Annotated in this window: 11 protein-coding genes and 1 tRNA gene; 6 read left to right on the top strand and 6 right to left on the bottom strand. The window is 65.0% G+C overall.

From position 1 onward, the window contains the following. Positions 1-246: 246 nt before the first annotated feature. Together N0B28_RS18010 and N0B28_RS18015 are read left to right on the top strand one after the other, a co-directional pair. Positions 247-1,143: a sensor histidine kinase gene (locus N0B28_RS18010; protein WP_043864578.1), complete on the top strand. Its 897-nt coding sequence runs from the start codon at positions 247-249 to the stop codon at positions 1,141-1,143. Then, the gene (locus N0B28_RS18015; RefSeq protein ID WP_043864579.1) at positions 1,133-1,792 is read left to right on the top strand and encodes a response regulator transcription factor; all 660 of its coding nucleotides are present in this window, start codon (positions 1,133-1,135) and stop codon (positions 1,790-1,792) included. The genes N0B28_RS18010 and N0B28_RS18015 overlap by 11 nt, the downstream gene beginning before the upstream one ends. Here the strand turns inward: N0B28_RS18015 and yegS are convergent. Further along, positions 1,776-2,675, bottom strand: coding sequence for a lipid kinase YegS (gene yegS, locus N0B28_RS18020; protein ID WP_043864580.1), 900 nt, complete (start codon positions 2,673-2,675; stop codon positions 1,776-1,778). The two genes, N0B28_RS18015 and yegS, sit on opposite strands and share 17 nt — an antisense overlap. Before the next feature lie 299 nt (positions 2,676-2,974). Between yegS and N0B28_RS18025 the strand changes: the two genes are divergently transcribed. Both N0B28_RS18025 and N0B28_RS18030 read left to right on the top strand, forming a co-directional pair. Further along, on the top strand, positions 2,975-4,429 hold the full coding sequence (locus N0B28_RS18025) for a mannose-1-phosphate guanylyltransferase/mannose-6-phosphate isomerase (RefSeq protein WP_123752340.1): 1,455 nt from the start codon (positions 2,975-2,977) through the stop codon (positions 4,427-4,429). Positions 4,430-4,494: 65 nt separating this feature from the next. After that, a complete protein-coding gene (locus N0B28_RS18030) occupies positions 4,495-5,739 on the top strand; it encodes a glycosyltransferase family 4 protein (RefSeq protein ID WP_043864582.1) in 1,245 nt (414 codons plus the stop codon). On the opposite strand, the gene glp is transcribed toward N0B28_RS18030, so the two are convergent. Then, positions 5,728-6,954, bottom strand: coding sequence for a gephyrin-like molybdotransferase Glp (gene glp / locus N0B28_RS18035; RefSeq protein ID WP_043864583.1), 1,227 nt, complete (start codon positions 6,952-6,954; stop codon positions 5,728-5,730). The two genes, N0B28_RS18030 and glp, sit on opposite strands and share 12 nt — an antisense overlap. Continuing rightward, positions 6,938-7,477: a molybdenum cofactor biosynthesis protein B gene (moaB, locus tag N0B28_RS18040; protein WP_043864584.1), complete on the bottom strand. Its 540-nt coding sequence runs from the start codon at positions 7,475-7,477 to the stop codon at positions 6,938-6,940. Before moaB ends, glp begins: the two co-directional genes overlap by 17 nt. Before the next feature lie 200 nt (positions 7,478-7,677). Here moaB and N0B28_RS18045 point away from each other — a divergent pair, with 200 nt between their 5' ends. Together N0B28_RS18045 and N0B28_RS18050 are read left to right on the top strand one after the other, a co-directional pair. Then, entirely contained in the window at positions 7,678-7,899 is a 222-nt protein-coding gene (locus N0B28_RS18045; RefSeq protein WP_043864585.1) for a YgdI/YgdR family lipoprotein, read from the top strand. Positions 7,900-7,978: 79 nt separating this feature from the next. Then, positions 7,979-8,055, top strand: a tRNA-Pro gene (locus N0B28_RS18050). Positions 8,056-8,197: 142 nt separating this feature from the next. Here N0B28_RS18050 and mqo read toward each other — a convergent pair. The 3 genes from mqo to N0B28_RS18065 form a co-directional block, all read right to left on the bottom strand. After that, the gene (mqo, locus tag N0B28_RS18055) at positions 8,198-9,784 is read right to left on the bottom strand and encodes a malate dehydrogenase (quinone) (protein ID WP_054916197.1); all 1,587 of its coding nucleotides are present in this window, start codon (positions 9,782-9,784) and stop codon (positions 8,198-8,200) included. A 363-nt stretch (positions 9,785-10,147) separates the two neighbouring features. Then, a complete protein-coding gene (locus N0B28_RS18060) occupies positions 10,148-11,773 on the bottom strand; it encodes a methyl-accepting chemotaxis protein (protein WP_100633161.1) in 1,626 nt (541 codons plus the stop codon). A gap of 210 nt (positions 11,774-11,983) precedes the next feature. Beyond that, positions 11,984-13,747, bottom strand: a complete 1,764-nt coding sequence (locus N0B28_RS18065) for an ABC transporter transmembrane domain-containing protein (RefSeq protein ID WP_043864588.1) — start codon at positions 13,745-13,747, stop codon at positions 11,984-11,986. Positions 13,748-13,884 lie beyond the last annotated feature (137 nt).

Here is a 13,884-nt window from a genome sequence, read left to right on the forward strand (position 1 = left end):
TAAAACTGACAGTTCGGACATCTTTCACGCCCCGCGACCATTTCCAAGCGAAGTGATACTATGCCCGACGCAAATTGCACACCGACAATGCACGGTGCTGAAGTTTGGCGTTTTCAGCACACTTGAAATCGTCTGATTCCAGTGTTGGCAAAACTGCACAAAGTTAAATCCAGGCGTTGCCCCAAACGCCTGTTGGGCGATATTCGACCGGCTTTCAACAGCGATACTTCAGTGGCTTCATTCCCTATGCTCTCAAGCCTCAAGACACTCAAGCGCGGCCCTCCGGGCGCTTCTCTGCTGCATTGGCTGAGCGCCCTGCTGTGCCTGGTGTCGGCGGCGGCCAACCTGTACCTGTACCTGCGTGCGGCACCGATGCCCGGCAGCCTGCTGGCACTGCAGCTGGCCGCCCTGCTCGGAATTGGCTGGCAATTGCGCCAGGCCGCGCGCTCGATCGCCATGCGCCCCCAGGAGCTGGCCCACCGCCTGCTCGAGGTGCAGGAGAGCGAACGCCAGCGTCTGAGCCGCGAACTGCATGACGATATCGGCCAACTGCTGACAGCCGCCAAGCTGCAGGCAGACTGGCTGCAACGGCGCATGCCGGCCGACCTGCAGGAACACTGCGCCACATTGCGCAGCACCCTGGACGACACCCTGGCCAACGTGCGTGATGTGTCGGCGATCCTCAACCCACGCCAACTGGCCAGCCTGGGGCTTGAAGCGAGCCTGCGCGCGCACCTGCTGCGCACCCTGGAAAACACCGACGTGCACTGGAGCCTGGAGTGCAGGCAGCGCCTGGGTGGCATTCCGGAAGACATGGCCATCGCTGCCTTTCGCATTACCCAGGAAGCCGTCACCAACATTCTGCGACACGCCCGGGCGCGCAACCTGAGCGTGCGCATCGAGCGCACCCCCGAAGGCCTGGCACTATCGATCAGCGACGACGGCCAGGGCTTCACGCCTGCTGCCGCCCCCGGCGAGGAGGGCCAGCGCGGCATGGCCGGCATGAGTGAACGGGTCAACCTGCTCAATGGCCGGCTGAGCGTGAACAGCCAACCCGGCCAGGGCACCCACATCGACGTACTGTTCCCCTGGCCACCGCGTGCCCGTGAACGCGCCAATACAAGTAAACCCCATGATCTGTAATCTGTTGCTGGTGGATGACCACTCCCTGATTCGCGCCGGCGTACGCGCCCTGGTCGCCGACATACCCGGCTACGCCGTGGTAGGCGAGGCCAACGACGGTAGCCAGCTGCTCGAACTGGTGCAGCGCCTGGACCCGGATATCGTGCTGCTGGACATCTCGATGCGCTCGACCGGGGGCCTGGAGGCCCTGGGCCGCCTGAAGGCTGCCGGCTGTCGCAGCAAGGTGCTGATCCTGTCGATGCACACCGACCCCGAGCTGATCATGCGCGCACTGGAAATCGGCGCCCATGGCTACCTGCTCAAGGACACCACCGCCACCGAACTGGAGCAGGCACTGGCCGCGCTGCGCAGCGACGAGCGCTACCTGAGCCCGGCCATCGCGCATACCGTGATCAACCAGGCGTTACTGCGCGCCCAGAGCAGCAAGCCCGAGGCCGTCGAGAACCACAACCTCACGGCGCGCCAGCTGGAAATCCTGCGCCTGATCGTGCGCGGCAAATCCACCCGTGAAATCGCCAACGGCCTGGGCCTGAGCATCAAGACCGTCGAGACCCACCGCTCGCAGATCATGAAACGCCTGCAGATCTACGACGTGGCGGGCCTGGTGCTGTTCGCCGTGCGCGAACAGATCATCAGCCTGGACGACTGAGCAGCGGCGACTCGGCGGGCAGGTGCACGCGCAGCGCCCCAGGCAGCGCACTGAAGCGCCAGCTGTCGCCTTGCAGCGGCTCGCCATCGAGGTTGATGTCCAGGCCTTCGGCGCTCTTGATCTCGACCCACGGCAGGCGCGCGCGAACAAACAGATTGTCCAGCCCCAGGCCCTCGCTCAGCAGGTCACGCAAAGTGCCGACCACCTCCTGCGGCGCCGGCAGGATGCTGATATCGAGCAGCCCGTCGTCCACCTGCGCCTGCGGGCACAGCACATGCCCGCCGCCGGCCTGGCGGCCGTTGCCGATTCCCAGGGCCAGCAACTGACCTTGCCAGTGAAAATCCGGACCTTGCAGCTCCACCGAGGCCGCACGCAGCTCGCTGAAACGCGACAGCCCGGTGAACAGATAGGCCGCGGCACCGATCACCTTCTTCAGGTCCTCGGAAGTGCTGGCCGTGACCTGGCTGCCGAAACCGCCGGTGGCCATGTTGAGGAACACCTGCCCGCCCACCTCGCCCAGGTCGATCGCCCGCGCCGGCAACTCCAGCAGGTTCAGAGCCTGGTCCGGCTCCAGCGGCACACCGGCAGCCCGTGCGAAATCGTTGGCGGTACCCAGCGGCAATAGCGCCAGGCTGGCATCACCCCGGGCCTGGGCCAGCGCCTCTGCCACATCGCGCAGGGTACCGTCGCCACCACCGGCCACCAGATGCGGGTACCCCGCCGCCAGCGCCTCGTGAACCAGGCGCTGGGCATCGCCCCCCTCCCAGGTGAGTCGAACATCGAGCTGCCAGCCGCGCTCGCGCAAGCCCATTACCGCCGCGCGCACCTCGTCGTTCATGGCCTGCTTGCCATGCAGAATCAACAATGCCCTGCGCTCACCCATAACTGCTCCCCCGCATTGATCACCGCCGACGGCGGTGCCGCGTCAGATGACGCCCGTGTATATCGACCGATTACAACACGGTTCCGTTGCATGCGGACCACGTCAAAAACAGCGCTTTCACACAATTGCCATTGAAAGATTCTCAATCGATGTGCATCATTCGACAAATATTTGGCCTTCACGGACGATGCCAGTGATAAAAGTCACTTTTTTGACTCATTGAGCAAAGCGCCTGCCAGGTTCACCTTTTCCCTGTTATCACACCGCCTAGCGGTGCCCAGAACACGAGGCTGAGTGAAATGAGCACACTGATCCCTTGCATCATTGCCGGTGGAGCCGGCACCCGATTGTGGCCGGTTTCACGCGAGGCCATGCCCAAGCCCTTCATGCGCATGCCCGATGGCCAGAGCCTGCTGCAGAAAACCTTCCTGCGTGCCTGCGCACTCAAGGATGTGGCCCGCGTACTCACCGTCACCAATCGCGAAGTGTTCTTCCGCACCCAGGATGAATACCGCCAGCTCAAACAGCCCGGCATCGCGCTGGACTTCATTCTCGAGCCCTGCGGGCGCAACACGGCCCCGGCGATTGCCGCCGCCGCCCTGCACTGCGCCCGTGAATACGGCGAAGACGCCCACCTGCTGGTGCTGCCCGCCGACCACCTGATCACCGACCAGGCAGCCTTCGAAGAGGCCGTGGAGCGCGCCCGCGCCCTGGCCGAGCAAGGCTGGCTGACCACCTTCGGCCTGGTGCCCACTCAACCGGAAACCGGCTTCGGCTACATCGAGAAGGGCCAGGCCCTGGATGCCCATGGCTATCGCGTGGAGCGCTTCGTCGAAAAGCCGAACGCAGAGACCGCCCAGCGCTATGTCGAGGGCGGCCAGCACCTGTGGAACGCCGGCATGTTCTGCATGCGTGCAGATGCCATCCTGCGCGAGCTGCAGCAGCACGCACCGCAGATTCTGGATGCGGTCGGCGAATGCCTGGGGCTGAGCCAGAGCAAACAGGGCAGCAACAGCCTGCAACTGGAACTGGATGCCACCAGCTTCGCGCAGGTTGCCGACATCTCCATCGACTACGCCGTGATGGAGCGTTCCACCCAGGTGGCAGTGCTGCCCAGCCAGTTGGGCTGGAGTGACATCGGCTGCTGGCGGGCGGTGCGCAGCCTGGCCCAGGGCGATGCCCAGGGCAACCAGTGCAACGGCGAGACCGTGCTGCACGACGTGAGCAACTGCTACATCGATTCGCCTCGCCGCCTGGTGGGCGCCATCGGCCTGGACAACCTGATCATCATCGACACCCCCGACGCCCTGCTGATCGCCGACGCGAGCCGCAGCCAGGAGGTCAAGCTGATTGCCCAGCAGCTCAAGCGCCAGGACCACGACGCCTATCGCCTGCACCGCACCGTGACGCGCCCCTGGGGCACCTACACCGTGCTCGAGGAAGGCCCGCGCTTCAAGATCAAGCGCATCATGGTACGCCCGCAGGCCTGCCTGTCCCTGCAGATGCACCATCACCGCAGCGAACACTGGATCGTGGTCAGCGGCATGGCCTGCGTGACCAACGGCGAAGAGGAATTTCTGCTCGACACCAACGAGTCGACCTTCATCAAGCCGGGGCGCGAGCATCGCCTGAGCAACCCCGGGGTGATCGATCTGGTAATGATCGAGGTGCAAAGCGGCGAATACCTGGGCGAGGACGACATCGTGCGCTTTACTGATATCTATGGACGCGCCCCGGCAGCAGCGATCGGCTGAGGCCCGCCAGGCGCGTTTTCGCATTCAGCCTGTCGACGCCCCTGCGGCAAGAGAGGAAGTGGGTCATGCGCGTACTCTGGACACTGCCTTACCTGCCCTGGCCCACCACCAGCGGCAGCAAGGCCCGGCAATACCACCTGTTGCGTGGCCTGGCTGAACGCGGGCACAGGATCACGCTGCTGGTGCACTCGAAAGTTCCGCTTGGCGAGGCAGCCCGACAGGCACTGGAGCCACTGCTCGAGCGCCTGATCGTGTTGCCGCGAAGGCCTTTGCGCAGCCCGCTCAACCTGCTGGCGGCGCTGTACGTCGGCTACCCGATGCGGGCCAGCACCAACGGCCTGGCGCCCCACCTGCGCCACTGCTTCGAAACGTTGCTGCGCGAGCAGTGGGATGTGATCCAGATCGAGCACAGCTACAGTTTCCAACCCTTCGAAAAGGCCCTGCAAGCCAGCGGCCTGCCTTTCATGGTCAGCGAGCATCATGTGGAGTCGGACACCGGCGCGGTGTGCCAGGACCGCCTGCCCCTGTGGCTGCGCCCGTTCAACAGCTTCGACCGCTGGCGCTACCGGCGCTGGGAGTCGCGGGTGCTGCGCCAGGCCAGCGAAGTGGTGGCCGTCAACCCGCGCGATGCCGAACAGATCCGCCAGTTCACCGGCCGCCCTGCCGAGGTGGTGATCAACGGCGTGGACTACGAGTACTACCAGCACATCAGCGCCTGCCCGCACAGCCAGCGCCTGCTGCTGGTGGGCAACTTCGAATACGGCGCCAACCTGGAGGCGCTGGAGTGGGCGCTGGAGGAGATCCTGCCGCAGGTATGGCTGAGCAACCCGGCCGTGCGCCTGGCGGTGGTCGGACATGCCCTGCCCACCCAGTGGAAGCTGCGCTGGAACGACCCGCGCATCGAATGGATCGGCTACCTGCCCGACCTGCGTGAGCTGCAACGCCACTCGGCGCTGTTCTTTGCCCCGCTGCGCCATGCCGGCGGGTGCAAGATCAAGTTGCTCGAGGCCATGGCCGCAGGCCTGCCGGTGGTCACCACCACCCAGGGCGCAGCGGGGTTGGCAGTGCGCAACGGCGAGCATTACCTGGGTGGGGACGACACCGACACGCTGGCACTGATCATCACCCGCCTGCTGAGCCACCCGACGCGCATGCAGCAGTTGTCCGATGCCGCGCGCCAGTTCGTGCGCGAGCAGCATGACTGGAGCAGGGCCGCCGCGCAGCTGGAGAGCGTGTATGCGCGCCTCGCCGCGCAGGCCCCACTGGGCAACGACCGGGTTGCCCGGGGCCTGCTGCCGTCAGCCGAGTAGCTCGCTGAGGGGGATGAACTGCACGCTGTCGCCCTTGCCGGGCGCAGTGCCCTCGCGCACCTCCACCAGGCCCTCGGCCCACGCGGCGCTGCGCAGCACACCCGAGCTCTGGTTCTTGTAGATCAGCGCCTGGCCCTGCTCCATGCGCGCGCGCAGGTATTCGCGGCGATTGCCTGGCTTGGGCCAGTCGAAACCGGCAGGCACGCTGAACTGCAGCGGCGTCACGTCCTGCACACCCTGGCGGCGCAACAGGTACGGCCGGGTGAGCAGGCCGAAGGTGACCAGGGTCGACGCCGGGTTGCCTGGCAGGCCGATCACCGGCACCCCGCGAAAATGCCCGAAGGTCAGCGGCTTGCCGGGCTTGATCGCAAGCTTCCACAGCGACAGCTCACCTTCTTCGCGCAGGGCGATACCCAGGTAATCGGCCTCGCCCACCGATACACCACCGGTGGACAGAATCAGGTCGACGTCCTTGAGCTGGCCCAGGCGCTCACGGGTCAACGCCAGATCATCGGGCAGGATGCCGGCGTCCTTCACCTCGCAGCCCAGGCGCTGCAGCCAGCTGACCAGCAGGCGCCGGTTGCTGTTGTAGATCTGCCCGGGGCCCAGGGGCAGCCCCGGCTCGACCAGTTCGTCGCCGGTGGAAAGCACCGCCACCCGCACCTTGCGCACTACCGACAGCACCGCGCAGCCGAGCGAGGCAGCCAGGCCCAGCTCGACCGGCCCGAGGCGGGTCCCGGCGTCCAGCACGGTTTCACCTGCCCGGGTTTCCTGGCCCTGCGGGCGCACGTTGAGCCCGGCACTGAGCGGCTCGGTGAAACACACGCGTTGATCGGGCTGAACGTCGGCGTTCTCCTGCATCTCGACGCAGTCGGCCCCTGCCGGCAGCGGCGCACCGGTAAAGATGCGCGCACAGGTACCCGGCTCCAGAGGCGCAGGCGCCTGCCCGGCCTGAATGCGCTGGCTCACCACCAGCGGCGTGCCCTGCCAGTCGGCGTGGTGCAGTGCGTAGCCGTCCATGGCGCTGTTGGGCCAGGGCGGCAGATCAAGGCCGGCGACCAGCGCCGTGGCCAGCACACGGCCCTCGGCAGCAGCCAGTGGCACCTCTTCGCAGTCTTCGATGCGCGCCGCTTCGGCCAGCGCCAGCAAGCGCTCCAGTGCCTGCTCCACGGGCAGCAGCGGCTTTGCCGCAACAGGCTCAGCCACGGCTTTCACACGGCGCCGCCTGCTTGAGGTGCGCGACGAAATTGCACGGGCGATGGCGTACATCCAGTTGCTCGGCAAGAATCCCGTCCCAGCCGGTGCGTACCGCGTTGGTCGAGCCGGGCAGGCAGCACACCAGCGTACCGTTGGCCAGCCCGGCCAGGGCGCGGGACTGCACGGTGGAGGTGCCGATATCGGCCAGGGAGATATGCCGGAACAGTTCACCGAAGCCGTCGACCTGCTTGTCGAGCAGGCAACCGACCGCCTCGGGGGTGCTGTCGCGGCCGGTGAAGCCGGTGCCGCCCGTGATCAGTACCACCTGCACCTGCTCGTCGGCGATCCAGGTGGCGACCTGCGCGCGAATCTTGTAGAGGTCGTCCTTGAGCAGTACACGGGCGGCCAGCGCGTGGCCGGCAGCAGTCAGGCGGTCGACGAACACCTGGCCGGAGGTATCGGTTTCCAGGGTGCGGGTATCGCTGACGGTCAGCACGGCAATGTTCAGCGGCACGAACGGTACATCAGCCTTGGCTTTCATGAGGAGGGTGAATCCATGACAGGGAAAGAATGCCGCCAGTTATATCACAGCCCTCCCCGCGCCCGCCCGCCAGCGGCCGATTGCATTGTTCCCGATCAATGACGCGGTTCAGCCGCTATGCTCAAGTTGCGAGGAACTTGCTGGGACGCGATGCGTCTCAATGACATGACCCGCAACTTCCCCCTCAATGGAGAAAGAATATGATTCAACGGACCCTCCCCGCTTTCCTGCTCGCCCTGGGCCTGGGCACCCTCGCCGGGTGTGCTTCGCCTACCGTGATCACGCTGAATGACGGACGTGAGATCCAGGCGGTCGACACCCCCAAGTACGATGAAGATTCGGGCTTCTATGAAATCGAACAGCTCGACGGCAAGAGCACCCGGATCAACAAGGACCAGGTCCGCACCGTGAAAGAGCTGTAAAAGGCAGTACAGACGGCAAGCTTCAGGCCCCTCGCCGGGGCTTGCCGGTCGCGTTTTTTTTTGAGTAGAATTTTGTCATCGGAGTGTAGCGCAGCCAGGTAGCGCGTCTCGTTCGGGACGAGAAGGCCGCAGGTTCGAATCCTGTCTCTCCGACCAGATCGGCAAAAACCACAAAGCCCGCTTTTGCGGGCTTTGTGGTTTCTGGCTGTACTGCATCCGCTGTGGATCAAACCCGCCCCCACAAGGATGTCAATCATCCGGTGGGGGCGGGCTCGATCCGCGAAGCGTCAACCCGACGTTACTGCGCGGCCACCGCCGTCTCGTCCGGCAGCACCGGCACGAACAGCAGGTTCAGGCGCGAGCTGCTCCACTCACGGGTCTTGTTGGTCAGCTCGAGGTTGTTGTTGAGCTTCTGACCATAGGTCGGCACGATCTGCTTCAGCTTGGCCTGCCATTCAGGGGTCTTGATACGGTCCTTGAAGGTCTTTTCCAGCACGGTCAGCATGATCGGTGCGGCGGTGGAGGCACCTGGCGAGGCGCCCAGCAGCGCGGCGATGGTGCCGTCCTGCGAAGCCACCACCTCGGTACCGAACTGCAGGATGCCACCGTGCTCGGGATCCTTCTTGATCACCTGGACGCGCTGGCCGGCCTGCAGCAGTTTCCAGTCTTCGTTCCTGGCGTTGGGGAAGTACTCGCGCAGGGCATGCATGCGGTCTTCGAAGCTCAGCATCAACTGGCCCATCAGGTAGGTGCTCAGGTCGATGTTGTCGATACCGGCATGGGTCATCGGCATGATGTTGTGGGTGGTCAGTGCCGAGAACATGTCCAGCAGCGAACCGTTTTTCAGGAACTTGGTGGAGAAGGTCGCGAACGGGCCGAACAGCAGCACTTCCTTGCCATCGATGACACGGGTGTCCAGGTGCGGTACAGACATCGGCGGCGCACCGACCGAGGCCTTGCCGTACAGCTTGGCCTTGTGGCGTTTGACGATGTCCTGGTTGTCGGTCATCAGGAACTGGCCGCCCACCGGGAAGCCGGCATAGCCGTCAGCTTCCGGGATGCCGGACTTCTGCAGCAGCTTGAGCGCGCCACCACCGGCACCGATGAACACGAACTTGGCCTTGACGCTGGTTTCGACGCCCTTGTTGGCGAGGTCGGCAACCACCACGGTCCAGGTGTTGTCGGCGTTGCGCACGATGTCGCGCACTTCGTGCGAGGTGTGCAGCTTGACGTTGTCATGCTGGGTCAGCGAAGCGAACAGCTGGCGGGTGATCTCGCCGAAGTTCACGTCGGTACCGATCGGCATGCGCGTTGCGGCAATCTTCTGGTCGGCGGCACGGCCTTCCATCACGATCGGCACCCACTTCTGGATCTGCGCGTGGTCTTCGGAGTACTCCATGCCACGGAACAGCGAGCTGTGCTGCAGGGCCGCATGACGTTTCTTGAGGAACTCGACGTTCTTGTCGCCCCACACAAAGCTCATGTGCGGCACGTTGTTGATGAACGAGGTCGGGTTGTTCAGCACCTTCTGCTCGACCTGGTAGGCCCAGAACTGCTTGGAGATCTCGAACTGCTCGTTGACGCCCACCGCCTTGCTGATGTCCATCGAACCGTCAGCCGCTTCGCTGGTGTAGTTCAGCTCGCAGAACGCAGAGTGGCCGGTACCAGCGTTGTTCCAGGCGTTGGAGCTTTCCTCGGCCACCTTGTCCATGCGCTCGTACACGTCGATGGACCAATCCGGCTCCAACTCGTTGAGGTAGGTCCCCAGGCTTGCACTCATGATGCCGCCGCCGATCAGCAGCACGTCGACGGTCTTTTCCGGTTCACTGGGCTTGGAGCAACCCATGACGCTCAGGCACAGGAGCGTCAGCAGGATTTTTTTCATAGTTCAATCCAATTGAAGTGAAGTGATTGGCAATGACCATCACGCCCGCAGTGCACGCCCGTCTCTTGTGGTTCTGCGCGCGCAGGCCATGGCTCAAGGCATGGCGTCCAGGCCTTCGAGGCTGGCTGGCGGCTGGGGTATCGAGGGTGCGGGGAACGGTCTGACGCCATGGCTGCCGTAGCAGCCCTGAATGTTTCGCAAGGCTTAAGCCTGGGTCGCCTTAAGCAGAAAGCGGGCCAACTTGCACAAGACCAACGGCTAATAGCTAGGACCTGTGGTCGCACCCCATCGTTGATGGTTTTGCTGGCGACAATCCGCCACATTGCCCGACATAAAGGCCGGCAGGTGGCGGATTTCCCCCGGTCAGGCCCGCAGGCGCGCCGTCACCTCGCCCAACCGACCCGACAGGTCGTGCAAGTGCTGCCCGGCCTGCTCGGTCCGCTGCACCGCGCCCTGATTGGCGGTGGCGATGCGGGTGATCTCCACCAGGTTGCAGGACATGTCTTCGGCCACGCTGGTCTGTTCCTCGGCGGCGGTGGCGATCTGGCGGTTCATGTCGCGGATGGCCTCCACCGTCTGGGTGATGCGCTGCAACATGGCACCGGCACGCTGTACCTGTTCGGCCCCCTCCTCGCTGCGGGCCTGGCCGTTCTCGATGGCCTTGACCGCCTCCAGCGCGCCCGACTGCACGGCGCTGATGATCTGGTTGATCTCGGCGGTGGACGCCGCCGTGCGCTGGGCCAGGTTGCGCACCTCGTCGGCCACCACCGCGAACCCGCGCCCGGCCTGGCCGGCACGGGCCGCCTCGATGGCAGCATTGAGCGCCAGCAGGTTGGTCTGCTCGGCGATAGCGCGGATCACCTCCAGCACCTTGCCGATACGGGCGCTGTCCTGTTCCAGATGGCGAATCACCGCCGCCGTGCCGGCGATGTCCCGGTTGACCGCGTCGATGGTGGCAATGGTCGACTGCATCACCTGCTCGCCGGCCTGGGCACTGTGGTCGGCATCATCCGCGGCGCGGGCCGCGTCCGCTGCATGGCGGGCCACCTCCTGGGCAGTGGCGGACATTTCCTGCATGGCCGTGGCCACCTGGTCGGTCCGCTGGAACTGGTCTTCGGTGCCCCGCGCCATGCCGCCGGCCAGGCTGCGCAGCTCGCCGCTGGCGGACTCCAGCTCCCGGGCGTTGTCCTGCAGGCGCCCTACCGTGTCGGCCAGAAAATCGCGCAAGGTATTGGCAGCCACCGCCAGGCGCCCCAGCTCGTCATGGCGCCCGCAGGCCACGCGGGCATCGAAGCGGCCCTGGCTCAGGTGTGCCACGTATTCGATCAGGCGTCGAATCGGCTCGATCAGGCTGCGATCAACCAGCCACAGGCTCAGCAGCGCAATCAGCAGCGCCGAGCCGAGCATCACCAGCAGCCCCAGCCACACCGTACGCTGCGCGCGGGCATCGATGGCCGCCGCCTGCACCTGGGCATCGGCACGCAACTGGCTTACCAGTTCGCTCATCTGTTCGCTGGCCGCGCGGTCCACGCCCTTCACTGACTGGTCCCCGACAGCGGGGTCGGCCCCTGCCGCGATGAACGCATCGCGACCGCGGGAATAGGCAGCACCCAGTTGCGCGTGGCTGTCCTTGAGCGCCTGCAGACGCGCTCTGAGCCCCGCATCGTCGGCGTTGGCCCGCACCAGCTGGGCCAGCAGCGCCTGCACCTGCTGTTCACGCGCCGAAAACTGCTGCCAGTACTTGTCCCGCTCGACCGGCTGCTTGCCGCGCAGCAATACGTTCTTCCATTCCTGCACCTGCACCTTGAACTGCAGGTTGGCTTCGTCGATCAGTTGCGAAGCCAGTATCGGCCCCTCCACCAGCTGGCCATAGCCACGCACGCTGGCCGACAGGAACTGAAAGCACACCAGGGCGATCAGCAACATCGCCAGCAGGCTGCCAGCCAGCAGGGCGAGAATTTGCAGCCGCAGGGATTTACGCACGAACATCGCAAGGGTCTCGGAACAAGAGGATAGGAAAGCTGGCGCGCCACCTGCCGCACCAGTCAAAGACGTCCTTGTCCTCGTTCACCGGGCAAAAAAAAGCTGCCATCGAGCGATGGCAGCAAACTGCATTGAGCATTACGCAACAGCTGATTCGATACTCTCAGGGGATTGCTACAGAAATGTTACAGACGTACAAAATCTGTAACATTTCCTTCATGCGCTGTTGAACTGCAAGGCGGCAAGCCGCGCATACAGCGGGTTCTCGGCAATCAGCTGGCGATGGGTGCCCACCGCGACCAGCCGGCCCTGGTCGATCACGGCGATACGGTCGGCGTGCTGCACCGTGGCCAGGCGATGGGCGATGACCAGCGTGGTGCGCCCGGCCATGAGGGCTGGCAAGGCCTGCTGGATCAGGTGCTCGCTTTGTGCGTCGAGGGCACTGGTGGCCTCGTCCAGCAGCAGGATCGGCGCGTCCACCAGCAGCGCCCGGGCAATGGCCAGGCGCTGGCGCTGACCACCGGAAAGCCCAAGCCCGGCATCGCCAAGGTGCGTCTGGTAGCCCTGGGGCAACTGCAGGATGAATTCATGGGCATGCGCGCTGCGCGCCGCTGCCTCGACCTCGGCACTGGTAGCCTCGGCACGCCCGTAGCGGATGTTGTCTTCGACCGTGCCGAAGAACAGCGCCGGGTTCTGCGCAACCAGTGCGAAATGCCGACGCAGGTCCTGCGGGTCGAGCCGGGTCAGTGGCTGGCCGTCGAGCAGTATCTGCCCCTGCTGCGGGTCGTAGAAGCGCAGCAGCAGGTCGAACAGCGTCGACTTGCCCGCCCCCGAAGGCCCGACCAGGGCCAGGGTCTCGCCAGGCACCACCGTCAGGCTCAGGCCGTCGATAGCCGCCGGGGTGGGCCGCGAGGGGTAGGCAAAATGCACCTCCTGCAGTTCGAGGCGGCCACTGACCCTGGGAGGCAGGCGCTCCAGCCCTTCGTCGGGGGCGTGGATCTCGCTGCGTGCCGCCAGCAGCTCGGCGATCCGCTCGGCTGCGCCCGCGGCCCGTTGCAGCTCGCCGATCACTTCGCTGAGGGTGCCGAAGGCGCTGCCGACGATCAGGCTGTAGAACACGAACGCCGCCAGCTCGCCGCCGGAAATACGCCCGGCGATCACGTCCATGCCACCGACCCACAGCATCACACCGACCGCCCCGAGCACCAGCACGATCACCAGGGTGATCAGCCAGGCGCGCTGCACGATTCGCTGGCGAGCGGTGGTAAAGGCAGCCTCCACGGTCAGGCCGAAACGCTGCTGGTCACGGGCCTGGTGGTTGTAGGCCTGCACGGTCTTGATCTGGCCGAGGGTTTCGGCCACGTAGCTGCCCACGTCGGCGATGCGATCCTGACTCTGGCGCGACAGGCCGCGCACCCGCCGGCCGAAGATCAGGATCGGCGCCAGCACCAGCGGCAAGGCCAGCACCACGATACTGGTGAGCTTGGGGTTGGTGACAAACAGCAGCACGATGCCGCCCAGCACCATCAGGGCATTGCGCAGGAACAGCGAGAGCGAAGAGCCGATCACCGATTGCAGCAGCGTGGTGTCGGTGGTCAGGCGCGACTGGATCTCCGAACTGCGGTTGCTTTCGAAAAAGCCCGGGTGCAGGTAAACCAGGTGGTCGAACACCTGCTGGCGTATATCCGCCACGCACCGCTCGCCGATCCACGACACCAGGTAGAAACGACTGAAGGTACCCACCGCCAGTGCCAGCACCAGCAACATGAACAGGCCGATGGACTGGTTGAGCAGGTGTGGCGACTGGGTCATGAAACCCTGGTCCACCAGCAGGCGAATGCCCTGGCCCATGGACAGCGTGATACCCGCAGTGACCACCAGCGCCAGCAGTGCGGCCATGGCCTGTTTGCGGTAAGGGCGAATGAAACGCCAGGCCAGGCGCAGGGCCTGGCGCTGGCGAGCAGAAAGAAGGCTGGGCATGAAGGTCTTCGTTTATCCGGAGTATGCAGGTCAGCCTACACCCGACCACCGGTCAGGCGCCAAGGAACTCTGCAGCGCGTGGGGCATCACTGACAAGACCAGGCAACAAGTTCACTAGAGCGTTTCGTTCTAAAGTG

Origin of the sequence: Pseudomonas sp. SD17-1 (assembly GCF_029201585.1) — a bacterium.
GTDB lineage: Bacteria > Pseudomonadota > Gammaproteobacteria > Pseudomonadales > Pseudomonadaceae > Aquipseudomonas > Aquipseudomonas palmensis.